General features: G+C 67.3%; 20 protein-coding genes and 2 pseudogenes. 15 read left to right on the forward strand and 7 right to left on the reverse strand.

The genetic code is table 11. The annotated features are described in order from the left end of the window. Positions 1-117 precede the first annotated feature (117 nt). The 9 genes from greA (at position 118) to aat (ending at position 7,755) form a co-directional block, all read left to right on the forward strand. Complete coding sequence (gene greA, locus ASF53_RS24140) at positions 118-594, forward strand: transcription elongation factor GreA (RefSeq protein ID WP_173390180.1); 477 nt, start codon at positions 118-120, stop codon at positions 592-594. Between the two features lie 5 nt (positions 595-599). Beyond that, positions 600-1,100, forward strand: a complete 501-nt coding sequence (locus ASF53_RS24145) for a hypothetical protein (RefSeq protein WP_056205072.1) — start codon at positions 600-602, stop codon at positions 1,098-1,100. A 33-nt stretch (positions 1,101-1,133) separates the two neighbouring features. Continuing rightward, entirely contained in the window at positions 1,134-2,213 is a 1,080-nt protein-coding gene (locus tag ASF53_RS24150) for a mitochondrial fission ELM1 family protein (RefSeq protein ID WP_156635811.1), read from the forward strand. A 137-nt stretch (positions 2,214-2,350) separates the two neighbouring features. Then, positions 2,351-3,325 (forward strand): thioredoxin-disulfide reductase, encoded by a 975-nt coding sequence (trxB, locus tag ASF53_RS24155; RefSeq protein ID WP_056205084.1) that lies wholly within the window; start codon positions 2,351-2,353, stop codon positions 3,323-3,325. A gap of 340 nt (positions 3,326-3,665) precedes the next feature. Further along, a complete protein-coding gene (locus tag ASF53_RS24160) occupies positions 3,666-4,556 on the forward strand; it encodes a LysR family transcriptional regulator (protein WP_003598214.1) in 891 nt (296 codons plus the stop codon). Between the two features lie 116 nt (positions 4,557-4,672). Next, positions 4,673-5,128 carry a type II 3-dehydroquinate dehydratase gene (aroQ, locus tag ASF53_RS24165; protein WP_056205087.1) on the forward strand — a complete coding sequence of 152 codons (456 nt, stop codon included), beginning with the start codon at positions 4,673-4,675 and terminating at the stop codon, positions 5,126-5,128. An 18-nt stretch (positions 5,129-5,146) separates the two neighbouring features. Further along, positions 5,147-5,617, forward strand: a complete 471-nt coding sequence (accB, locus tag ASF53_RS24170; protein WP_056205090.1) for an acetyl-CoA carboxylase biotin carboxyl carrier protein — start codon at positions 5,147-5,149, stop codon at positions 5,615-5,617. A gap of 10 nt (positions 5,618-5,627) precedes the next feature. Then, the gene (gene accC / locus ASF53_RS24175; RefSeq protein ID WP_056205092.1) at positions 5,628-6,995 is read left to right on the forward strand and encodes an acetyl-CoA carboxylase biotin carboxylase subunit; all 1,368 of its coding nucleotides are present in this window, start codon (positions 5,628-5,630) and stop codon (positions 6,993-6,995) included. Positions 6,996-7,080: 85 nt separating this feature from the next. Continuing rightward, a complete protein-coding gene (aat, locus tag ASF53_RS24180) occupies positions 7,081-7,755 on the forward strand; it encodes a leucyl/phenylalanyl-tRNA--protein transferase (protein ID WP_056205291.1) in 675 nt (224 codons plus the stop codon). 115 nt (positions 7,756-7,870) lie between these two features. Here the strand turns inward: aat and ASF53_RS24185 are convergent, their stop codons facing one another. Continuing rightward, complete coding sequence (locus ASF53_RS24185) at positions 7,871-8,479, reverse strand: TetR/AcrR family transcriptional regulator (protein ID WP_056205096.1); 609 nt, start codon at positions 8,477-8,479, stop codon at positions 7,871-7,873. A gap of 47 nt (positions 8,480-8,526) precedes the next feature. Between ASF53_RS24185 and ASF53_RS24190 the strand changes: the two genes are divergently transcribed. Further along, entirely contained in the window at positions 8,527-9,006 is a 480-nt protein-coding gene (locus ASF53_RS24190) for a DUF4188 domain-containing protein (protein WP_056205100.1), read from the forward strand. Between the two features lie 110 nt (positions 9,007-9,116). Here the strand turns inward: ASF53_RS24190 and ASF53_RS24195 are convergent, their stop codons facing one another. Both ASF53_RS24195 and ASF53_RS24200 read right to left on the reverse strand, forming a co-directional pair. Then, on the reverse strand, positions 9,117-9,776 hold the full coding sequence (locus tag ASF53_RS24195) for a DUF2155 domain-containing protein (protein ID WP_056205103.1): 660 nt from the start codon (positions 9,774-9,776) through the stop codon (positions 9,117-9,119). A 178-nt stretch (positions 9,777-9,954) separates the two neighbouring features. After that, positions 9,955-10,371, reverse strand: a complete 417-nt coding sequence (locus tag ASF53_RS24200) for an NADH:ubiquinone oxidoreductase subunit NDUFA12 (RefSeq protein ID WP_012752230.1) — start codon at positions 10,369-10,371, stop codon at positions 9,955-9,957. 518 nt (positions 10,372-10,889) lie between these two features. Between ASF53_RS24200 and ASF53_RS24205 the strand changes: the two genes are divergently transcribed. The 4 genes from ASF53_RS24205 (at position 10,890) to ASF53_RS26950 (ending at position 19,690) form a co-directional block, all read left to right on the forward strand. After that, the gene (locus ASF53_RS24205; protein ID WP_056205293.1) at positions 10,890-14,621 is read left to right on the forward strand and encodes a vitamin B12-dependent ribonucleotide reductase; all 3,732 of its coding nucleotides are present in this window, start codon (positions 10,890-10,892) and stop codon (positions 14,619-14,621) included. Positions 14,622-15,148: 527 nt separating this feature from the next. Beyond that, positions 15,149-16,234, forward strand: a complete 1,086-nt coding sequence (locus ASF53_RS25455; RefSeq protein WP_245517605.1) for an adenylate/guanylate cyclase domain-containing protein — start codon at positions 15,149-15,151, stop codon at positions 16,232-16,234. Positions 16,235-16,350: 116 nt separating this feature from the next. Then, positions 16,351-17,874, forward strand: a complete 1,524-nt coding sequence (locus ASF53_RS24215) for an adenylate/guanylate cyclase domain-containing protein (RefSeq protein ID WP_286134698.1) — start codon at positions 16,351-16,353, stop codon at positions 17,872-17,874. Next, complete coding sequence (locus ASF53_RS26950; RefSeq protein ID WP_286134699.1) at positions 17,867-19,690, forward strand: ThiF family adenylyltransferase; 1,824 nt, start codon at positions 17,867-17,869, stop codon at positions 19,688-19,690. The genes ASF53_RS24215 and ASF53_RS26950 overlap by 8 nt, the downstream gene beginning before the upstream one ends. Positions 19,691-20,056: 366 nt before the next feature. Here ASF53_RS26950 and ASF53_RS26955 read toward each other — a convergent pair. From ASF53_RS26955 to ASF53_RS26470, 3 genes and pseudogenes are all read right to left on the reverse strand, one after another. After that, positions 20,057-20,200 (reverse strand): annotated as a pseudogene (locus ASF53_RS26955) (integrase core domain-containing protein); the annotation flags it as partial. Between the two features lie 21 nt (positions 20,201-20,221). Then, positions 20,222-21,415 (reverse strand): annotated as a pseudogene (locus ASF53_RS24230) (putative bifunctional diguanylate cyclase/phosphodiesterase); the annotation flags it as partial. A gap of 3 nt (positions 21,416-21,418) precedes the next feature. Continuing rightward, on the reverse strand, positions 21,419-21,763 hold the full coding sequence (locus ASF53_RS26470) for a hypothetical protein (RefSeq protein ID WP_210168544.1): 345 nt from the start codon (positions 21,761-21,763) through the stop codon (positions 21,419-21,421). Between the two features lie 83 nt (positions 21,764-21,846). Here ASF53_RS26470 and ASF53_RS26960 point away from each other — a divergent pair, with 83 nt between their 5' ends. Next, positions 21,847-22,104 carry an aspartate/glutamate racemase family protein gene (locus ASF53_RS26960; RefSeq protein WP_056205110.1) on the forward strand — a complete coding sequence of 86 codons (258 nt, stop codon included), beginning with the start codon at positions 21,847-21,849 and terminating at the stop codon, positions 22,102-22,104. A 3-nt stretch (positions 22,105-22,107) separates the two neighbouring features. Here the strand turns inward: ASF53_RS26960 and ASF53_RS24245 are convergent, their stop codons facing one another. Then, positions 22,108-22,494 carry a winged helix-turn-helix transcriptional regulator gene (locus ASF53_RS24245; protein WP_056205113.1) on the reverse strand — a complete coding sequence of 129 codons (387 nt, stop codon included), beginning with the start codon at positions 22,492-22,494 and terminating at the stop codon, positions 22,108-22,110. Positions 22,495-22,611 lie beyond the last annotated feature (117 nt).

A 22,611-nucleotide genomic window follows, 5' to 3' on the forward strand; every position in this document is an offset into this window, starting at 1 on the left:
CGGCCCGCCGAGCGGAAGCGGGCGGCCCAAGAGCACGCAATCGAGAGCCGTTATCCCGGCCCGGAAGGAGCATGTCGCTCCGGCCGGGCCTCTTCATTGTGGCGCGAGACCATGAGCATCGACAAGCTTCCCATCACGGCACGCGGCTACGCAGCCCTCGAGGAGGAGCTGAAGCGTCGCCAGCAGGTGGAACGCCCCCGGATCATCCAGGCGATCTCCGAAGCCCGCGCGCTGGGCGACCTCTCCGAGAACGCCGAGTATCATGCCGCCAAGGAGGCCCAGTCCCACAACGAGGGCCGGGTGCTCGAACTGGAGAGCATGATCGCGCGCGCCGAGATCATCGACACCTCGAAGCTGTCCGGCTCCAAGATCAAGTTCGGTGCCCGCGTGAAGCTGCTGGACGAGGATACCGAGGAGGAGAAGACCTACCAGCTCGTCGGCGAGCCGGAGGCGGATGTGCGCGAGGGCCGCGTCTCGATCTCCTCGCCCATCGCCCGCGCCCTGATCGGCAAGGCCGTCGGCGACACGGTGGAGGTCACGACCCCCGGCGGCGGCAAGTCCTACGAGGTTGTCGCCGTCGAGTGGGGAGCCTGACCCTCATGCGCGTCCCCAGCCTCGCGGCCGCGTTCGGCCTCCTGGCCGGGGTCGTGCTCAGCGTTCCGGCCGCGGCGCAGGACTTCGACCGGGTCGGCGCCATCGCCGTCGATGTGCGCCCCCTAGAAGTCTATGCCCGCGGTCCGCAGACGGAGCTTCTGCGCGCGGTTCTGACCGAGGCGATGCGGCGCAGCTTCAGTGACCGCATCGTCCGCGGCGCGCCGACGCTGGTGGTGCGCGTGAGCGGCCTGTCGCTGGCCGCCTATGGCGGTGCGCAGGGTGGCGACCGCAGCAGCCTCGGCGGCAGCGGCACGACGGACTATCTCGACGGCGAGGCTTTGCTGGTCAGCCGTGGGGGCGAGATCCTCGCGCGCCATCCCCAGCTCTCGGCCCTGCCAGCGAGTTCCGGCGGCGCGTGGTACGATCCGGCCTCCGAGCGGCGGCGGGTCGCGGCCCTGGCCGAGCACTACGCGCAGTGGCTTCGGCGCAGGCTCCCGGCACAGTAGGCCGGGTTTGGTGGGATCGAAGGTTTGCGTCGCGTGAACGAACAGGGGCCGGCAAAGGCCGACGGCCGCGTACCGCCGGAACTCGCGCGGGCCCGCGCCTGGATCCTCACCGACGGCAAGGCCGGCGACGAGAACCAGTGCATCGGCATCGCCGAGGCGCTCGGCGTCCCCTACGAGACCCGACGGATTCCGGACGGCCGGCCCCTGACCTGGATGGCCCCCTGGGGGCCGATCGACCCACGGGACGCGCCGGGCCGGGCCGGCGGCCTGCTGCAAGGCCCGCTCCCCGATCTGCTGATCGCGTCGGGGCGGCGCGCCGTGCCCTATCTGCGCGCCGTGCGCCGCGCCTCGGACGAGACGACCTTTACCGCCTTCCTCAAGGATCCGCGCACCGGCCACGAGACCGCGGATTTCATCTGGGTTCCCGACTACGACGACCTGCGCGGCCCCAATGTCTTCACGACGCTCACCGCGCCGCATCCCGTCTCCCGCGCCCGGCTCGACGCGGCCCGCACGACGCCCGATCCGCGTCTCGCGCGCCTGCCCTGGCCGCGCATCGCCGTGCTGATCGGCGGAGACAGCCGGCATCTGCGCTACCGCAAAGCCGACATGCAGCGGCTCGTGCGCGATCTCACCAAGCTGGCCGATGGCGGCTGCTCGCTGATGCTGACGGTCTCCCGGCGCACGCCGCCGGACCTGCGCACGGCCCTCGAAAACCTAGTGAAGGAGAAGGGCGGCTTCTTCTGGGACGGCAGCGGCGCGAACCCCTATGTCGGCATGCTGGCGATCGCCGACCACATCGTCGTCACCTCCGATTCCGCCAACATGGTCGGCGAGGCCGCCAGCACCGGCGTGCCCCTCCTGCTGTTCGACCTGCCGCGTACCTATATCCGCCATCGGCGGATGTTCGCGGGCCTCGCCATGGCCGGCGCGCTGAAGCCGTTCATCGGGCGCCTGGAGGCGCTGCGCTACGCCCCGATCGACGCAACACCGGAGATCGCCGCGGCCCTGGCGGAGGCTTACCAGCGGCACCGCGCGCGCTTGGCAGGCGACGCTGTGGCGGCGGCGCCGCGCGCGGCCGAACCGACATCCGCCCCGCGCGGGCCGTTCTGAGACGGGCAGTTTTCCCAGCGCTCTCGGCTTTGGGAAGAAATTTTTGCCTTCCTCGTGTCAGACTCTGTGCGAGGCTACACAAACAACGAACAGCCGGCGCCCAAGGATCGGGACGCCGCTGATAGGAGACGGCACAGATGGCCCATACCCATGCGAGGCTCGTCATCATCGGTTCCGGGCCGGCCGGCTACACCGCCGCGATCTACGCCGCCCGCGCCATGGTCGAGCCCCTGCTGATCTCGGGCTTCCAGCCCGGCGGCCAACTGATGATCACGACCGATGTCGAGAATTATCCGGGCTTCGCCGACGCGATCCAGGGCCCCTGGCTGATGGAGCAGATGCGGCTCCAGGCCGAGCATGTCGGCACCAAGATCGTCTCGGAATACATCACGGCGGTCGATCTCAAGGTCCGTCCGTTCCGGCTCGAGGCCGATTCCGGCGAGACATACACCTGCGACGCGCTGATCATCGCCACCGGCGCCCAGGCGAAGTGGCTCGGCCTGCCCTCGGAGGCGAAGTTCCAGGGTTTCGGCGTCTCCGCCTGCGCCACCTGCGACGGCTTCTTCTTCCGCGGCAAGGACGTGACCGTGGTCGGCGGCGGCAATACCGCGGTGGAGGAGGCGCTGTATCTGGCCAACCTCGCCAAGTCGGTCACCGTGATCCACCGCCGCGGCGAGTTCCGGGCCGAGCGCATCCTGCAGGAGCGCCTGTTCAAGCATGCCAACGTCACGGTGAAGTGGCACCACGCGGTGGAGGAGATCTGCGGCTCCGACACGCCGCCCTCCGTCACGCATCTGCGCCTGAAGGATCTGCGCTCCGGCCAGATCGTCGAGCAGCCCACCGACGGTCTGTTCGTGGCGATCGGCCACCAGCCCGCCACGGGGATCTTCGAGGGCCAATTGCCGATGCGCCACGGCGGCTACATCACCGTGACGCCGGGCACCACCGAGACCGAAATCCCGGGCGTGTTCGCGGCCGGCGACGTCACCGACGACGTCTACCGTCAGGCGATCACCGCGGCCGGCATGGGCTGCATGGCCGCGTTGGAGGCGGAGAAGTTCCTGGCCAATCTCGATGTCGGCGAGAGCCCGGCCAAGGCGGCGGCGGAGTAGGCGCCCGGCTTCTGGGCGTTTCGCGGGCGTTTCAAGTACTATTCAAAAGAACGCCCGCTTCGCCATCGTCTCGGACACCGAGACCGGCCGGGATCAGGCGCTGTCGAAGCATTCAAGACGTTGTTCGATACGCATTTCCCTGTTGATGGCGGAAATGACGCAACCAAATTGTAAGCTTGCCGTCCTAACCTGAAAGCTGCGGGAGCCGGCAGGTTTCGCGAAGAAGCCTTTCGCCGGGCACGGCAGGGCAACAGACTGGCGTCGTGCAACGCCCGAAGGTCGTGGCCTCCCGTCGGGGTGGACTGCGACGGGCCGACCTCGACGGGCGGGAGTGACGGCCTTGGATTGGGACAAGATCCGGATTTTCCTCAACGTCGCGGAGGCCGGGAGCTTCACGCGGGCGGGCGACGACATCGGCCTCAGCCAGTCGGCGGTGAGCCGGCAGATCAGCGCCCTCGAGCGGGAGTTGAAGGCGCCGCTGTTCCACCGGCATGCCCGCGGCCTGATCCTGACCGAGCAGGGCGACCTGCTGTTTCGCGCCGCGCGCGACATGAAGCTCAGGCTGGAGAACACCCGCGCCCGCCTCGTCGAGACCAGCGAGCGCCCCTCGGGCGACCTGCGGGTGACGACGACGGTGGGTCTGGGCACCTCCTGGCTGTCGCAGCGCGTCTCCGAGTTCCTCGACCTCTATCCGGATGTGCGGATCGAGCTGGTCCTCACCAACGAGGAGCTGGACCTCGCCATGCGCGAGGCCGATATCGCGATCCGCATGCGCCGCCCGGCCCAGCCCGACCTGATCCAGCGTCGGCTGTTCACGGTGCATTATCACGCCTTCGCGAGCCCCGATTACGTCAAGCGTTTCGGTGAGCCCAAAACCATCAGCGACCTCGACGAGCACCGCCTCGTCTCGTTTGGCGGCAACGAGCCGTCTTATCTGCTCGCGACCCACTATCTCGCCAGCATCGGCCGCGAGGGGGACGAGCGCCGTCCGGTCCACTTCACGGTCAACAACATCACCGCCCTTCACAAGGCGATGGAGGCGGGCGTCGGCGTCGGCATCCTGCCGGACTACGCCGTCGACGGGAACGAGAGCCTCGTCCAGGTGCTGCGCGAGAGCGAGATGCCGACGATGGAGAGCTATCTCGTCTATGCCGAGGAGATGCGCTCGGTCGCCCGCGTCCAGGCGTTTCGCGATTTCCTCGTGAACAAGGCACAACGCTGGACTTATTGAAAGCGTGGCCGAGCCACCGGCCGGCAACCGCCCTTGTCGCGCACCGACGCACTCGTCTAAGACCGCCCCTCCTGCCGGGCGGTTCGCGAAGCCTCCGGCCGACGCAGCCGGACGGCATGATCGCGATTCACTGCCTCAATGGGCCGAACCTCAATCTCCTGGGCCAGCGCGAGCCGGGGATCTACGGCGCCGCCACGCTCGCCGACATCGAGCAAAACCTGCGGGAGCAGGCGGCTCGCCTCGATATCGCCCTGACCTTCCGTCAGACGAATCACGAGGGCGAACTCGTGACGTTCGTGCAGGAGGCCGGCGCCGCCGGGGCCGGGGTGCTCATCAACGCCGCCGCCTACACGCACACCTCGATCGCGCTCCGTGACGCGATCAAGGGGTCGGGGGTGACGGCGGTGGAGATCCACCTCTCCAACGTCCATGCCCGCGAGGACTTCCGCCACGTCTCGCGGATTGCACCGGTCTGCGCCGGTTTGATTTCGGGCTTCGGTGCCCACAGTTACGTCCTGGGGCTCGACGCCCTCGCCCATCTCCTGCGCGGACGCACCCCGTCCGCCTCCTGACCTCAGAACTACGAGCCGATGGCCAAGAACGAACCCTTCGATCCCGAATTGGTGCGCGAACTCGCCCGGATGGTCGCCGAGACCGATCTGACCGAGATCGAGGTCGAGAAGGGCGATCTGCGCATCCGCGTCGCCCGAAAGATCGAGACGGTCTCGGTTCAGGTGGCGCCCTCGGCCCCGGCCGCTGCGGCGGCACCGGTCGCGGCGCCGCCCGCCGCCCTGGCGCCGGCCCCCGCCAAATCCGGCGCGGGCCATCCCGGCGCCGTGCCCTCGCCTATGGTCGGCACCGCCTATCTGCGCCCCTCGCCGGACGCGAAGCCGTTCATCGAGATCGGCACGAAGGTCCAGGCGGGCGACAAGCTGCTGCTGGTCGAGGCCATGAAGACCTTCAACGAAATCGTCGCGCCCCGCGCCGGTACGGTGACCGCCATCTTCATCGAGGATGGGATGCCGGTCGAGTACGGCGAAGCCCTCCTCGTTCTCGAGTAGCCGCCCCGCGATGTTCGACAAGATCCTGATCGCCAACCGCGGCGAGATCGCACTCCGCATTCTGCGGGCCGCGAAGGAGCTCGGTATCGCCACCGTGGCGGTCCACTCGACCGCCGACGCCGACGCCATGCATGTGCGGCTGGCCGACGAGAGCGTCTGCATCGGCCCGCCGGCCGCCCGCGACAGCTACCTCAATATCCCCTCGATCATCGCCGCCTGCGAGATCACCGGGGCGGACGCCGTGCATCCCGGCTACGGCTTCCTGTCGGAGAACGCCCGGTTCGCCGAGGTTCTGGCGCATCACAATATCGGCTTCATCGGCCCCAAGGCGGAGCATATCCGCATCATGGGCGACAAGATCGAGGCCAAGCGCACCGCCAAGCGCCTCGGCATTCCCTGCGTGCCGGGCTCGGAGGGTGGCGTCACCGATCCGGACGAAGCCAAGCGCGTGGCCGCCGAGATCGGCTATCCCGTGCTGGTGAAGGCCGCCTCGGGCGGCGGTGGGCGCGGCATGAAGGTCGCCCGCTCCGAAAGCGAGCTGGAGCAGGCCCTCGACATGGCCCGCACCGAGGCCAAGGCCGCCTTCGGCGACGATGCGGTCTATCTCGAGAAGTACCTGACCAAGCCCCGCCATATCGAGGTGCAGATCCTCGGCGACGGGCATGGGCAGGCGGTGCATCTGGCCGAGCGCGACTGCTCGCTGCAGCGCCGCCACCAGAAGGTCTGGGAGGAAGGCGGCTCGCCCGCCCTCAACGAAGAGATGCGCGCCGAGATCGGCGGCATCTGCGCCAACGCCATGCGCGAACTCGGCTATCTCGGCGCCGGCACCATCGAGTTCCTCTACGAGGACGGGCGGTTCTACTTCATCGAGATGAACACCCGCATCCAGGTGGAGCACCCCGTCACCGAGATGATCACCGGGATCGATCTCGTGAACGAGCAGATCCGGGTCGCCGCCGGCGGCGGCCTGTCGGTGGCTCAGGAGGATATCAAGGTCGAGGGCCATGCCATCGAGTGCCGGATCAACGCCGAGCACCCGTCGACCTTCCGACCCTCGCCGGGGCTGATCACCTATTTCCACCCGCCGGGCGGCCTCGGGGTTCGGGTCGATTCGGCCGCCTTCCAGGGCTACCGGATTCCGTCGAACTACGACTCGCTGATCGGCAAGCTGATCGTGCACGGGCGCACCCGCAACGAGTGCCTGATGCGCCTGCGCCGGGCCCTCGACGAGTTCGTGGTCGATGGCATCGACACCACCCTGCCGCTGTTCCGCACGCTGGTGCGCAATGCCGACGTGCAGAACGGCCTCTACGACATCCACTGGCTCGAAGGCTTCCTGGCCCGCGAGGAGCTGAACGGCGTCGAGACGCGGCGCTGAGAAAGCGGGGCGGCTGGCTCTCACCGGCACGCCCGCGGCCTCCGGACGGCTGGTGTTCGCGCCCGGAGCGCGCGACAACGCTTCGATGCACGACAGGCCGACCGTGGACATCACGCCCGACATCCTGCTCAAGGCCTATGCCGCCGGGATCTTCCCGATGGCCGAGGATGCGGACGATCCGACGATCTACTGGGTCGAGCCCCGCGCCCGCGGGGTGCTGCCCCTCGACCGTTTCCACGTGCCCAAGCGCCTCGCCCGCACCGTGCGCTCCGACGGGTTCGAAGTCGTCAGCGACCGGGATTTCGAGGCGGTGATCGAGGGCTGCGCCGCCCCGCGCCGGGATACCGACCGCACCTGGATCAACGCCCGCATCCGCGACCTCTACGGCGCGCTGTTCGATCTCGGGCATTGCCACACGATCGAGGTCTACCACGAAGGGCGCCTCGCGGGCGGGCTCTACGGTGTCTCGCTCGGGGCGGCCTTCTTCGGCGAGAGCATGTTCCACGAGGTGCGCGACGCCTCGAAGGTCGCCCTGGTCCACCTCGTCGCCCGACTGCGCTCCGGCGGCTATCGGCTCGCCGACACGCAGTTCCTGACCGAGCACCTGAGCCAGTTCGGCGTCGAGGAAATGCCGCGGCACGTCTACAAGCGTCACCTCGCCGCCGCGATCACCGAGCGGGCCGAGTGGGGGCCGCCGGACCGGGTCTTTCGCGGCGCCGAAGCCCTGGCCGCCCTCGGGATCGGGAGCGGCGCGTCCTAATCGAGGTTTCGAAAGGACAAGTCCTTTCGCGGGTCCAGGGCAGAGCCCTGGAACAACATAGGGGCGCTGCCCCGATACCCCGCCAAAGGGATGATCCCTTTGGGATCCCGTTCTTTCAGGCAGGGATAGGTTCGAGCCGCAGCAGGCGGCTCGCGAGCGCCGCGGCCGCCTGCGGGTCGGTCCGTACAGCCTCACCGAGCAAGCCGTCGATGACGAGCGCGGCGATGCCATGGACGATCGCCCAGGATCGCAGGGCTTCGTCGGCGGCGGCTGCCCCCGGCACCAGCGTCGCAACCCGCTCGGCCAGCACCGCGTAGGCGGCGGCGGAAGCCTCGCACAACGCTTGAGGCCGTTCGGAACGCGCGCCGCCGAACATCAGGCGAAACAATCCGGGCTGCGCACAGGCGAAGGCGACGTAGGCCGCCCCTTGCGCGTAGAGGGCCTCGCGTCCCGCCCCTCCCCGATCCGCCGCCTCCAGGGCCGCGCGCAGCCGCTCGAAGCCGACGATGGCCACCGCTGCGAGCAGGGCGTCCTTGTCCGGGAAGTGCCGATAGGGCGCCATCGCCGAGACACCCGCCCGGCGCGCGGTTTCGCGCAGGCCGAGCGAGGCCGGATCGCCCCCCTCCTCCAAGATCGACAGACCCGCCGCGACCAGGGCCTCGCGCAGGTCGCCGTGATGGTAGCTGCCCTTGCTAGGGTTGGCCTCGCCCTTAGATGTTGACACTGTAAGCAGCCCGCCTATGATTACACCGTAAACATGAAATTGGTGCCATGCAGACATCGGATACGCAAGCGGCCGCGAACGGCCGCCCCGCACGGGATTCGGTCGATCTCTCGGCCTATCCGGGCCTCGTCGTGGTCTATCTCGGCTTTCGCGTCGGACGGCTGCGGGGCTTGAAGGCGTTGCTCGGCATCGGGCGCGGGCTGGCCCAGATGCAGCGCGAGCGGCCGGATGGGCTGCTGGCGCACGAGAACCTTGTCTACGGCCTTAACCATATCGGCATGCGGCAGTACTGGCGCGATCTGGACAGCCTGGAGTCCTTCACCCGCTCGGACCCGCACAAGACGTGGTGGCGGGATTTCGGCCGCGATCCGGCCGGCAACGGCTTCTGGCACGAGGCCTACCGGCTCTCGGGCGGGATGGAGGCGATCTATGTCGGCATGCCGCGCCCGATCGGGCTCGCCTCCTTCGCCGCCACCCGCCCGCCACTCGGTCCCTTCATGACCTCGCGGCAGCGGCTGGCGTCGTAGAGCGTATTCCGACGAAGTGGTCACCGGTTCGTCGAAAGAATGCGCGTCAAACCACAGACCGAGAGCCGTTTCGACCTGATGCCATCAGGTCGGAACGGCTCCTGGGCTGCTTAGCGGAAGATCGCGTCGAAGATCGATTGCGGCTCGCGCGGCGGCGGCGGGGCCGCGGCCGGACCCTCGTTGTTCGGGAAGAACTTGCGCGAGGGCTTCTGCTTGGGCTGGACCGGCACGCCGCGCGGCCCCTCGACATCGACCTGACCGTTCTGGTTGACCTGCGAGGCCGTCTTGGTCGGGTCCGCGCCCTTCTTCTTTGGTTTGTCCTGACGCGAGGCGAGCGCGGGCACGTCCTCCTGCTCCTTCGCCTCGGCGATCACGTCGCTGCCGCCCTTACAATCGGTCAGCCACACATCGTAGATCGGGTGCTCGATGGCGTGCAGACCGGGGCTCGACGCGAACATCCAGCCGGTGAAGATGCGCCGGTACTTGCTGTCCAGCGTCACCTCATCGACCTCGAGGAAGGCCGTGGTCTTCGGCGTCTCGGTAGGGGGCCGCGAGTAGCAGACCCGCGGCGTCATCTGCAGCGCGCCGAACTGCACCGTCTCGTCGATGGCGACCTCGAAGGTCACGATCCGGCCGGTGATCTTGTCGAGGCCGGAGAACACCGCGGTCGGGTTCTTGATCTTGTCGGCGGAGGCCGGCAGCGCGCAGAGCACCAGGGCGAGCGTGCCGAGCGCGGTCCGGCGCAGGATCGTTGCGGGGATGCGGCTCAAGGCGCCCTCTTGAGTCTGGCGCCGGCCATCGTGGCCGGCAAACGGTGCGGCCGTTCCAACACCCCAAGGGTGGTGGAAAAAGGGCGGCCGGGCCGGGATGCTCTGAAGTTCCAACCGGGCTGCACAGCGACCGCCCTGCGGCGAAGCGCGGTCGGCCCGGCGCGCGGCGAGGCTTCGACTACTCGGCGGGCGTCCACGGCACGTAGTCGCCGGTCGCGGCCGGGCGCTGGCCCCAGGAGAGCTGCGAGCCCTTCGGCCGGTAGGCGGCTGCCGTGCCGGTGAGGTTCTCCTCATGGGCCTTCTGCCACTCGCGAGGCTGATAATCCTCCTCGCTCGGGGCGACGTCGCCGTTGTGGCACAGCCACGCCCGCCAGCCCGGCGGCACGCGGGAGGCGTCGGCATAGCCGTTATAGACGACCCAGCGCCGCTCCGGGCCGACCGAGCGGTCGATCAGCGGGCCCAGCGCCTTGTAGTATTTGTTGCCCAGCTCGTCCGAGCCGACGAACTGGCCGCTGCGCGCGGTATAGAGCGCGAGCGACATCGTCTGCCCGTTCCACCAGGTGAAGATGCGCAGCAGCGTGTCCTTGAGGGCCATGATTCCTCCGGCGAGCGACGGACCCGCGGTGCCGTCGCCGCGGTCGTTATGGTCGTCACGCGCGTATGAGTCCAGCACTCCGGGCCGCTGTCGCATTTACGGCACGCTCCCCCTGTCTCGCGCACCCGTTAACCCTGTCCGGCCCTGTCGCGGGCGGCCAAACCCACCGCCTTCCCTGTGGACCGAAAAAATTTCCCGGCGGATTCGATCAAGCCGAAAGGCCACTTAGCGAACCGACTGGAATATCCACAGGTTTATGACGCAGGACACAACATCTAGCGCGGAACACGGGTAGCCGGCACTAGTTATTGACGCAGATGGCCGCTCGGACGTAAGGTCCGTGCATCGCTTCGAACGGTTCGGCGGGGTTTGGGAAAACCCCGTTTCCGCATGATCGGACAGGGTCCCACGTCGTCTGCTGCGGGCCCCGAACCGGCCGAGGCACATCCAGTTTTTCATCCATGATCCGCGGCCTGCGCCGCGGCACGGGGTCGCTTGGCTCCGAGGGAGAGGGATTCATGCGGTTCGAGCGGCGCTACACCACGGCAGGCCAATCGCCCTACGCAACCATCGCCTTCCGCAAGGCGGTGAGCGAGATTCGCAACCCGGACGGCTCGATCGTCTTCCGGCTCGACGACATTTCCGTGCCGGAGAGCTGGAGCCAGGTCGCCGCCGACGTGCTGGCGCAAAAGTATTTCCGCAAGGCCGGCGTCCCGGCCCGCCTGAAGAAGGTGGAGGAGAACAGCGTTCCCTCCTTCCTCTGGCGCGCCGTGCCGGATGAGGCCGCTCTTGCCGAACTGCCCGAGGAGGAGCGCTTCGTCTCCGAGATCTCGTCCACCCAGGTGTTCGACCGGCTCGCCGGCTGCTGGACCTATTGGGGCTGGAAGGGCGGCTACTTCTCCTCCGAGGAAGACGCCGCCGCCTTCATGGACGAGCTGCGCTTCATGCTCGCCCGCCAGATGGTGGCGCCGAACTCGCCGCAATGGTTCAACACCGGCCTGCACTGGGCCTACGGCATCGACGGGCCGAGCCAGGGCCACTTCTACTGCGACCCGAAGACCGGCGTGCTGACGAAGTCGGCCACCGCCTACGAGCACCCGCAGCCGCATGCCTGCTTCATCCAGTCCGTGCAGGACGACCTCGTGAACGAGGGCGGCATCATGGATCTGTGGGTGCGCGAAGCGCGCCTGTTCAAGTACGGCTCGGGCACCGGCTCGAATTTTTCGATGCTGCGCGGGGAGAACGAAAAACTCGGCGGCGGCGGCAAGTCGTCCGGCCTGATGTCCTTCCTCAAGATCGGTGACCGCGCGGCGGGCGCGATCAAGTCGGGCGGCACCACGCGGCGCGCCGCCAAGATGGTGATCGTCGATATCGACCATCCCGATGTCGAGAACTTCATCGACTGGAAGGTCAAGGAAGAGCAGAAGGTCGCCGCGCTGGTGACCGGCTCCAAGGTCGTCTCCAAGCACCTCACCGCGGTGATGAAGGCCTGCACCCAGTGCGAGGCTGAGGGCGACGCCTGCTTCGACCCCGAGCGCAACCCGGCGCTCAAGCGCGAGATCAAGGCCGCCCGCAAGGCGATGGTGCCGGACTCCTACATCAAGCGCGTCGTGCAGTTCGCCCGCCAGGGCTTCACCAAGATCGATTTCCCCGTCTACGACACCGATTGGGATTCGGAGGCCTACCTCACGGTCGCCGGCCAGAACTCCAACAACTCGGTCTCGCTGACCGACGAGTTTCTGCGCGCGGTGGAAGCGGACGGGCCGTGGAGCCTGACCTCGCGCACCACGGGCAAGGTCGTGAAGACCCCCCAGGCGCGCGACCTGTGGGAGAAGATCGGTGAGGCGGCCTGGGCCTCGGCCGATCCGGGCCTGCACTTCAACACCACGATGAATGACTGGCACACCTGCCCGGAGGGCGGGCGGATCCGGGCCTCGAACCCGTGCTCCGAGTACATGTTCCTCGACGACACGGCCTGTAACCTCGCCAGCGCCAACCTGCTGACGATGTACGATCGTCAGGCCAAGCATTTCGACGTCGCGGCCTTCGAGCACCTCAACCGGCTCTGGACCGTGGTGCTCGAAATCTCGGTGATGATGGCGCAGTTTCCCTCGAAGGAGATCGCCGAGCTTTCCTACAAGTACCGGACGCTGGGCCTCGGCTACGCCAATATCGGCGGCCTGCTGATGACCATGGGCCTGCCCTACGATTCCGATAAGGGCCGAGCGCTGGCCGGCGCGCTGACCGCGATCATGACGGGCGTGGCCTATGCCACCTCCGCCGAGATGGCGGCCGAACTCGGCACCTTCGAGGCCTACCCGGACAACGCCGCGCACATGCTGCGGGTGATCCGCAACCATCGCCGCGCGGCGCATGGCGAGGCCACCGGCTACGAGGGCCTGAACGTCAGCCCCGTGCCGCTCGACCACGCCAACATCCCGCAGGCCGATATCGGCGCCCATGCCCGCGCGGCCTGGGACCGGGCGCTGTCGCTCGGCGAGCAGCACGGCTACCGCAACGCGCAGGCCACCGTGATCGCGCCGACCGGCACGATCGGCCTCGTGATGGATTGCGACACCACCGGCATCGAGCCCGATTTCGCCCTGGTGAAGTTCAAGAAGCTCGCAGGCGGCGGCTACTTCAAGATCATCAACCGCGCCGTGCCGGACGCCCTGCGGGCGCTGGGCTACCGCGAATCCGAGATCGCCGAGATCGAGGCTTACGCCGTCGGCCACGGCTCCATGGGCCAGGCGCCCGCGGTCAATCCGGGGTCGCTGCGCGCCAAGGGCTTCCCGGACGACAAGATCGCGGCGGTGGAAGCGGGGTTGAAGTCGGCCTTCGACATCAAGTTCGTGTTCAACCGCTGGAACCTCGGCGACGACTTCCTCAAGGACACCCTCAAGGTGCCGGCGGAGAAGCTCGCCGACCCGACCTTCGAGCTGCTGCCCTTCCTCGGCTTCTCGAAGCGCGAGATCGAGGCCGCCAACACCCATGTCTGCGGAGCGATGACGCTGGAGGGCGCGCCCTTCCTCAAGCCCGAGCATTACGCGGTGTTCGATTGCGCCAACCCGTGTGGGCGCACCGGCAAGCGCTACCTCTCGGTCGAGAGCCACATCCACATGATGGCCGCGGCGCAGCCCTTCATCTCGGGGGCGATCTCCAAGACCATCAACATGCCCAACGACGCCACGGTCGAGGATTGCAAGGCGGCCTACCTGCTGTCCTGGCGCCTCGCGCTCAAGGCGAACGCCCTCTACCGCGACGGCTCCAAGCTCTCGCAGCCGCTCAACTCGGCGCTGATCGCCGATGACGAGGAGGAGGCCGACGAGGCTCTGGAGGCGATCATCCAGGCTCCGGCCGCCGCCAAGGCGACGGCAGCCGCCGAGAAGATCGTCGAGCGGGTGATCGAGCGCATCGAGCGGATCCGCTCGCGCGAAAAGATGCCGGACCGCCGCAAGGGCTACACCCAGAAGGCGGTCGTCGGCGGGCACAAGGTCTACCTGCGCACCGGCGAGTACGATGACGGGCGCCTCGGCGAGATCTTCATCGACATGCACAAGGAAGGCGCGACCTTCCGAAGCCTGATGAACAACTTCGCCATCGCGATCTCGCTCGGCCTCCAATACGGCGTGCCGCTGGAGGAATACGTCGAGGCCTTCACCTTCACCCGCTTCGAGCCGGCGGGCTTCGTGCAGGGCAACGACGCGATCAAGAACGCGACCTCGCTGCTCGACTACGTGTTCCGCGAACTGGCGGTCTCGTATCTCGGCCGGACCGACCTCGCCCACGTCAACCCGGCCGAGATCGGCGGCACGGTGCTCGGCGGCGGCGAGGGCGACACCACCCGCGAAGCCGGCAAGCCGGCGCCCGCGGCCTCCACGGTCGTCTCCCGCGGCCTGCTGCGCGGCTCGGCTGACCGGCTCACCCTGATCCAGGGCGGCCCGGCCGGCGCCACGACGGGCGTCGCCGCCGCCGCCACGGGCCAGACGGCCCCGGCCGGCGGCACGGTCCACGCCGTGCGGGGCGCGACCGCCCTCAAGGCGGAGCCGCAGAGCCTCGGCAGCATCGAAGCGCTGCCCTTCGCCAAGCCGGAGCCCAAAGCGGAGCGGAGCGTCGCCGACCGCCGGGCCGAAGCGAAGATGAAGGGCTATGTCGGCGAGGCCTGCCCCGAATGCGCGAACTTCACGCTGGTCCGCAACGGCACCTGCCTGAAGTGCGACACCTGCGGGCAAACCACGGGGTGCTCCTGATTATTCCGGGCACTCTGAATGTAGCCTGAGGCAAAAGATGAGCACTGTAGGAGAATAGATGGTTTTCAAGCGCCCCTCCTGCGGCGCGAGGCATAAGATGTTTGGAATTGCTTCTTGGGAGGCCCTGCTTGAGAGGCAAAATTTTCCGAGCCTGCCCTTAGGTTTATTCTCACAGCATGTGCCGATGCAGGAAGCCTGTCGGTCGAAGTACATTCACCTCGACCGACAGGCTTCCGTAGAGCGGGTCGTGTGATGAAAGTTTGAGCTCACCTTCATCCAGTCTCCTCTTGAGCAGAGGTTAATAGCTTCGACTGAATAGGTTCCAGGCTGCCATTGGGATGGCAGCCTGGAACGGCGCGGGGAACAAAACGTGAAAGCTTAGCTGTTGCGCCCGGCCGAAGCTGGACGAGCGTCATCGTCGCTCGCGCAGCCTGGGTTTCCAGTGTCGGGCTCAGCCAATCATTGTGGCATCGCAGCCATTACGATTTCTAGGAATAATCATGCAAAACCGTAGCCTTGGAATAAGTATGTTCCTTGAGAAATATTGTCCCGACCCGGCTGTGTTAACAGCCGCCCTCCACGACGAGCTTCGGGTTCAGACGCTCCACGAGGGCCAAGCCCTCTGTTCAGGCAGTGAAGAGGCGGACTGCCTCTGGATCGTCGAGGAGGGACTGCTTCAGGTCATGGCCGGCGGCCCCATCGCCCGCCGCGAACGGGGCGAGATAATCGGCGAGATGGCATTCCTACGGGGCGCGCCCGGCTCCTCACCCGTACGCGGCAACGACGTTGTGGCAGCCTACCGATCCAAGGTGTGGAGGATCGACCGATCGACAATCGACGCACTCGCCGGGGAAACCAGGGCCCTTTGGTACGAGACCGTCGCGCGGGCCCTGGTCGCGAAACTCGACGAGGCGAGCCTGCAGAGGGCGAGCCAGGCGCGGGATCTCAACAGGGGTGACCGGGCTATCGCGCGCTTGGTCTGCCCGGAGGGCGTGCAGGCGACCAGCGCCATCCTACTCAATGGCGCGGAGGCCATCCCGCCGGTCAAGAGGATGGCCGTGATCTGGTTCAGCGACCTCTCGGGCTTCTCCGCCCACTCCGAGGGGCGGGACGCCGTCGAGGTGGGAGCCACCCTCCGTCGGCTTACGGACCCGCAGGTGGAGGAGATTCAGCGGTCGAACGGGCAGGTCGATAAGCATATGGGCGATGCGGTGATGGCTTTCTGGCTATGCCCGGACGCCCCTCGCCTCAGTAAGGGCGTTGCCGGAGCCACAAGGGCGGCGCTCGAGGCCGCCCGCCGCGTCCAGGCGGCAGCAGCGGAAGCCTCGGCGCCAGTAGGCATCCGGATCGGCCTGCACCTGGGGGAGGTATCCGTCGGCGACTTCGGTGGCGGCGACCGCATCGCCTTCACCATCGTCGGCCAACCCGTCAACGAGGCGGCGCGATACGAGCAGTTCAAGCCCGACACCCAACAGTCGGGCGGGCGGGTCCGCGTCAGCGACGCGGTCTTCGAGCTACTCCCCAATGACGTTCGCGCCTCCTTTCTGCCGAGCCCGGTCGAATTCTTCGACAAGCACCGCAAGCGCTTCGTCGCCTTCCTGTCCTCGAATTAGCCTTGGGTGCCGACATGGCCTGGGATCCGATCCGAAGCCGAAACCGCATCGCGCGGTTCATGACGACCGTACCGCAGTCGGCCATCGACGTGCGAACCTTTGACCAAACGTACCTCTTGCAGCGTGTTCGGGACGCGCAGGCCCGCGGCAAGAGGCTCGGCTTCGATGAGTCGCCTATCTTTGCCGTCCCGCGGAACCGCGCGGTTCTCGTCGATGGTGTGCACGTCTACGTCCAGTTGCTCGACTACCACGATCGGCTTCAGGATCAGGGCCGCGAGACCGAAGCCAGCCATAAGCGCGTCCTACAGTTCCTGCACCTCCACTACTCGGCAACCGATAGGGTCGTGGAGGAGTTCGAGGCGCAGCGCGTCGACTACCACGGCCCCCGGCTGCACGCCGTCCTGGTGACGCCCGTCGGGGACGAGCGCCAACGCGTCCTCCGGGCCGTCGCATTCGCAGTGACCTTGAAGGAGACGATTGAGGCCGCCGGCCAGAACATCGGCGGCGCCCGCCTCCAGACCCGGGTCAGGATTGGTATCGACACGGGGCGTGCGGTCGCCGTGAGCAGCGGTCGGGGCGCGGATATGGAGCCGCTCTTCCTCGGCAGCCCGGCCAACCAAGCAGCCAAGCTGGCAGAGGGTGACCATCCCGGCATCTATCTCAGCGACCGCGCCCGCGAGGTTCTGGGCGAACCAAGCGTCGGCTGGGCCTCGGAGCGCTCCACCTCGCTCGCGGAGGACCGTCAATACGGGCTTGCCAACGCGGGCTACGGCCAGGCGTGGTCCGGCCTCGATCCGGCGCCGATCCGGGCACGGGTGCTCGCCGCGGTCCGCGCTCTGCAAACGGACATGGATCTGACCGCGCTCACCTCCCCCGAGGCGACGTTCCGCTTCCACCGCCACGAGCCGCCGCTCAAGACCATCGACTTCGCCGAGTTGATGCCGAGCCGTTCGATCAGGATGGGGCTCGCCTCGGTCTTCGCCGATCTATCCGGCTTCACCGCCTACGTGGACGCGTGCATCAGGGGTCGACGCATCGCCGAGATGACGGCGAACCTGCACGTCATCCGGGGCGAGCTGGCGGCCTGCGCCCGGGACGACTTCGGCGCCAGGAAGGTACGCTTCATCGGCGATTGCCTCCACGGCCTTGTGGCCGTGGGCACGCGGCTGGCGACCGAGCCGGCGAGTACGGTGGACGCCGCCGTCATGCTCTCCGGGGGCCTTCGCTCCTCGTTCAACCTCTGCAAGGCGACGCTGCCCGGCATCCGCGAGATGGGCATCGCAATAGGCTCGGAGTTCGGGGAGACCCCGGTCAGCAGGGTGGGCATCCGGGGCGACAGGAGCGTCCGTTGCGCCACCAGCAAGGCAGTCTCGACCTCCGAGGCCATCCAGTCCGACCTGAACGGACGGCAGACTGCCCTCGGGCCGAACGCACTCGCCAACGCCTCCCCGGCGGTCAGGCGGGCATTCGGGGCCGGACCGGTCTATGACATGGACCACGACCGGGCCGGTCACGTCGTCACGCCGGCCCCTGCCCCGTCGGTGGCGAGGCCGGCGGCGCTCTCGTCCGGCCTGCTGATCTCCCAGGGCGCGACCGCTGCCGGATCTGTGCGGGAGCGAGGCAGCGGACGCCATGCATGAGGCGTCGATCCGGCGGCATGCGGCTGTCGAGAGGGTTCGCGAGTGCCTCCGGGAACTGCACGGTGTCGACCCGACACCGTTGGGACGAAGGGCCCTCGCCGCATACCACCACCGTTTCCGGATAAAGTCGGGTTGGCGACTGCCCGTCGACTTCGGCGAACCGCATCCACGGCACATCGACGTGCTGATACCCGAGGGTTTCCCGCTCGTACGACCGCAGTTCGGCCTGCTGGAACGGCCGCCGTTCCTCACGTGGCCCCACGTCGAGCGCGATGGCAGCCTGTGCCTACTCGCCAACATGAGCGAATTCGATCCCGACGATCCGGCCGGAGTGGTGGTCCGGCTGCTCGGAAAGAGCTGCACCCTCGTTCGGGACCTCTTGGAAGGGGGCATGGTGGAGAGGGACTTCCTCGATGAGTTCCTCACCTACTGGCGCTACGATCGGAACGCCTCGGACGGACGCCTGACGAGCATCCTGCGGCTAGAGCGGCCGTCACGCGAGATCGCCGTCTGGCAGACCACGGGCATCCGCCTGCTCGGAGACACCGAGGAGCAGGTCACGGGTTGGCTGCGGAACCGTTATGGAGACAAAGTCCTCCGCCCGTCGCGACTGCAAAAGGGCCTGCTCGTGTGGCTCGACCGGCCGATGCTGCCGTCCGAGTACCCGAGGACGGCGCGGGACGTGCAGGTCTTGGTGGAGAAGTGTGGCGGCGAGGCACCGCGTCTCCTATCGGACCTCGTCTCCGCGCGGCCGGACAGCATCGTCACGGTCATCGCCGCGGAGGGACGGTTCGGCCCTGGGATTGTGACGGCCGCTATCGCGCCCCCGCGGGGCGCACGCAGCTGCGGCGGCTCGACAGCGCCACTTTACGACGGCTTCCGGCCCTCACGCCTGCCGAGCGGACTGCTGGTACGGCGATACCTTGGCAGCGATCCCGTCGTGCGCGACGAGCCGGCGCGAGCGGATGCCCCTTGGATCCACGGTCGCGGGCACGATCTGCGCACGGAACGGCTGACAGGCGCGACGGTCACGGTCTTGGGCTGTGGATCGGTCGGCGCGCCGGTGGCGGTCGCGCTCGCGCAGGCGGGCGTCGGGCACCTGAATCTTATCGACCATGATGCACTTGATTGGGCCAACGTCGGGCGCCATCCGCTCGGCGCCGCCTGCGTGCGCGGGAACAAGGCGGAAGGGCTGGCTGCGAAGCTGCGGATTGACTACCCGCACGGGAAATTCGATGCCTTCCCGGTCGTGGCGCAGGCGATGTTGGCCGTCGATGAAGGAACGCTCCGGGGAAGTCACCTCATCGTGTCGGCGATGGGGGATTGGCGCGCGGAAAGCCAACTCAATGACTGGCAGTGCCGGCTGGGCAGGCCGATGCCCGTCGTCTACGGCTGGACCGAGGCGCACGCTGTCGCGGGGCATGCGGTGGCCATCACGCCTGGGGGTGGCTGCCTCAGGTGCGGGCTGGACCGGACGGGGGTACCCCATTTCCGGGTGGTGGCTTGGCCCGACGAGCGGGCAGTCGCTTTTGAAGAGCCCGCTTGCGGCGCCCACTATCAGCCGTACGGGCCTGTCGAGCTCGGGTTCGTCACGTCGCTGGTCGCCCAGCTGGCCCTGGACTGCCTCCTGGGGAAGGTGACGCGTCCGTGCCATAGGATTCATGCCGCGCGGCGTGCTTCGCTCACCGAGGCGGGCGGCCGTTGGTCCGACCGGTGGATCGACCAGTACCCCACCATGACCGAGGGTGGAGTGCAGGTCGAGCGGGAATGGTTATCCGGAACCTGCGCGGCGTGTTCGGCATCCAAGATCGCGTGACGGGTATTGAGTACCTGGCAACGTCGGGCGGGCGACTGTACTGCCGCATGTAGTTTGCCTGTCGGACGATGCCGATCGCAACCATGCCCAGAACAATCTAGACATAGATTACAGCCTTTAGAAGAAGCGTATGATGAGACGCCTCAACGCCGATCCACAGTTTGACCTCTTCCGGACCGTTCACCCTGCCTGTTCGGATGTCGGCTTGGGAGGTGATTCCGTTGAAACACTTGATGGCTGCCGCGATCACCGTCGGACGGAATGGGCGTTTGTCGTTGGGCTTGTGATCCGCCCCCACTGAAGTGGTCCGCCCTGAGGTATGGCTTTAAGGTCCGAATGGAGTTGCCCCGGTTTGTGGTCCACGGCCTATGCAAGTTCTCGGGCTGTGACAGCTTGGTTGGCGAAGGCTCGGGGCGTCAAGCCGCCCAGGGCCGTGTGGGGGCGATCTTCGTTGTAGTGGCACCTCCAGTCCTCGATGCGCTCGCGGGCATCGGCCAGCGACAGGAACCACAGTATGAGCATGGCCGACTGCTGTCGCAGTGCGATGTTTTCCGTCAACTCAATCTCAAGCGCTGCCGCAGGCAAGCCGGCGGAGCGGAGTGCGTCCTCGACGACCTCGACGAGGTCGCCAGCCACCAACTGCTCGGCGAAGAGGTTCACGCCCAGGCGCAACTCGAACCCAGCCTTGCGCCAGGACGCGGCCTGTCGGCAAGCCTCGCCGATGATCCACGCCCCTACTGTGCGAGCGTGCCGGCTTGCTTCGAGCGTCTCCAGGAATACCGCGGGCGTCAGCAAGCCACGCTCAGGATGCCGCCAGCGGATGAGGGCTTCCGCTCCCACGAGCATGCCATCAGCGAGGCGAACCTGCGGCTGGTAGTGGAGTTCGAACTCGCCACACAGAGCCGCTCGTTCGACCTCATCCTCCAAGAGGCGCCGGGCTTCATACTCCTCCCGGTCACGCGCCGTGAAAGTCCGCACTACCCCGCCCCCAGCGGCCTTCGCCGCGTAGAGCGCCAGGTCAGCGTTGGCGAGCAGCTTCTCCGGACTGTCGTATTCACCGGCGGTGGCGGCGACGACGCCGGCACTCGCGACGATCGGCAGCACATGCCCTCTGACCAGGAAGGATCGCTCACCTAGGCTTCCCAGCATCCGCCGGGCGGTAGTCTCGGCGGATGCACCCACCGACGCTCCGGAAATTAAGGCCACGAACTCATCTCCCCCAAGGCGTGCGAGCGTTCCGTCACTGCCGAGGGCATGAGCCAAGCGCGTCGCCGCCTCGCGCAGCAACTCGTCGCCTGCGCCATGGCCGAAGGTGTCGTTGACGTGCTTGAAGCCATCCAGATCCAGCAGGACCACGGCGAGTGGCTCACCGCTCGCTAAGGCACTTGCCGTCATCTCCCAGAAGCTCCTGCGGTTCGGCAGGTCTGTCAGCGGGTCCTGATAGGCAAGGCGGCGGAGCTCCTCCTGTGCTCGAACCTGCTCGGTCACGTTCCTGGTGAAGGTGACAATGCCGCCGTTCGATGAAGGGAAGACATTGGCTTCGAGGTGGCCGCCGACGGTCTCGTTATGGAAGGTGACTTTTGTGGGAGCACGTTCGCTCATGACCCTCCGGAAGGCGTCCCAGACCGGACCGCCGACCAGCTCCGGGAACGCTTCCCAAAGATGCTTACCGACCAGCTCTCGGCCTTCTAGGTGCGCGCGGGCGCGCCCGTTGATGAAGGTCACATGCTAGGTCTTGTCGATGGCCCAGACGCTGTCAGTCGTGCTCTCGAGGGCATCGCGAAGCCGCTTCTTCCGCTTGGCGACCGCTTCAGCCATGTCGTCGAAGGCGCGCCCGAGTTGCGCGATTTCACTTACGGCCTCGACTGCACCTGCGCAGGCTTGGCCATCGCCTCTACGCCAGCCTTCCACAACCTCGATCAGGCGGGCGAGCGGTCTGCGAATGAACCTCACGGCGAACCACCAGGTCCCGAGCAGGGCGGCCGCCAACGCGGCTGCTGAGACACTCAGCACCCACGATCCCCGCTGGTGAGCGCCGGCAAGGGCCTGTTCGTAGTCGACGCCGACCGCCACGACGAAGGGGGCTCCGGGTTGAGCGGCTATGGGTACGACGCCGACGAACTCACGCCGGCCGCTCGTCCATTTCATATCCAAGAGTGTGGGTTCAGGCGTCGAAACGGCCTTTCGCTGATGAGACCCAAGCCACGGAGATCCTGTCCGCACAGGCCGAGGCCTTGGTCGCCGCGGGCTGTGACGAGGTCGTGATGGCATGCACCGAGATCCCTGTGGCGCTCGCCGGGGTCGAAGGGGAGATGCGTACCAAATTGGTGGACGCGACCGAGGCGCTCGCCCGTGCCTGCGTCCGCGCTTGCAAGGCCGAAGCTCTGACCCCGAGCGCGGCGCTCGCCGCCTGACCCTCAAATCTCGCCACCCGCACCCTTGCGACCGCGGGAGGTCGGCCGCTGCGGCAGGCTGCCTCCGTAGGTCTGCCACCACGCGTTCAACGCCTCCATCGTCGGACCGAGGCCCCGCGCCTTCTCCGTGATGGCGTACTCGACCCGCGGCGGCACCTCGGCGAACACGGTGCGGTCCACCAAGCCGTCGGCCTCCAACTCCCGCAACTGCGCGGTCAGCATGTGCTGGGTGACGCCGGGTATGGCCTTTCGCAGCTCCCCGAAGCGGTAGACCCGCTGGTTGAGCAGCCACATGATCTCAAGCTTCCACTTGCCTGAGAGAAGCGAGAAGGCGCGCCGCATCTCCTCATGCATGTTGACCGCCCCATGAGGCTTGGTCTGATTTTCCATACTAGACACTGCTTATTCATCCTACTTGTCGCTATCCATCTTAGCTGACATTTTCGACTTGCGCCTCAATCGCGCAACCGAAGAACGGGTTTTCCCAAACAATCCCGTCGATGCCAA

It is taken from the genome of Methylobacterium sp. Leaf123 (assembly GCF_001423405.1).
In the GTDB taxonomy this organism is placed as follows: Bacteria; Pseudomonadota; Alphaproteobacteria; order Rhizobiales; family Beijerinckiaceae; genus Methylobacterium.

Bases quoted from the DNA above. Each gene is read 5' to 3' on its own strand.
- ASF53_RS24145 (WP_056205072.1), top strand. From the start codon at position 600: ATGCGCGTCCCCAGCCTCGCGGCCGCGTTCGGCCTCCTGGCCGGGGTC.
- trxB (WP_056205084.1), top strand. From the start codon at position 2,351: ATGGCCCATACCCATGCGAGGCTCGTCATCATCGGTTCCGGGCCGGCC.
- aroQ (WP_056205087.1), top strand. From the start codon at position 4,673: ATGATCGCGATTCACTGCCTCAATGGGCCGAACCTCAATCTCCTGGGC.
- accB (WP_056205090.1), top strand. From the start codon at position 5,147: ATGGCCAAGAACGAACCCTTCGATCCCGAATTGGTGCGCGAACTCGCC.
- accC (WP_056205092.1), top strand. From the start codon at position 5,628: ATGTTCGACAAGATCCTGATCGCCAACCGCGGCGAGATCGCACTCCGC.
- aat (WP_056205291.1), top strand. From the start codon at position 7,081: ATGCACGACAGGCCGACCGTGGACATCACGCCCGACATCCTGCTCAAG.
- ASF53_RS24190 (WP_056205100.1), top strand. From the start codon at position 8,527: ATGCAGACATCGGATACGCAAGCGGCCGCGAACGGCCGCCCCGCACGG.
- ASF53_RS24200 (WP_012752230.1), bottom strand. From the start codon at position 10,371: ATGGCCCTCAAGGACACGCTGCTGCGCATCTTCACCTGGTGGAACGGG.
- ASF53_RS24205 (WP_056205293.1), top strand. From the start codon at position 10,890: ATGCGGTTCGAGCGGCGCTACACCACGGCAGGCCAATCGCCCTACGCA.
- ASF53_RS25455 (WP_245517605.1), top strand. From the start codon at position 15,149: ATGTTCCTTGAGAAATATTGTCCCGACCCGGCTGTGTTAACAGCCGCC.
- ASF53_RS26950 (WP_286134699.1), top strand. From the start codon at position 17,867: ATGCATGAGGCGTCGATCCGGCGGCATGCGGCTGTCGAGAGGGTTCGC.
- ASF53_RS24245 (WP_056205113.1), bottom strand. From the start codon at position 22,494: ATGGAAAATCAGACCAAGCCTCATGGGGCGGTCAACATGCATGAGGAG.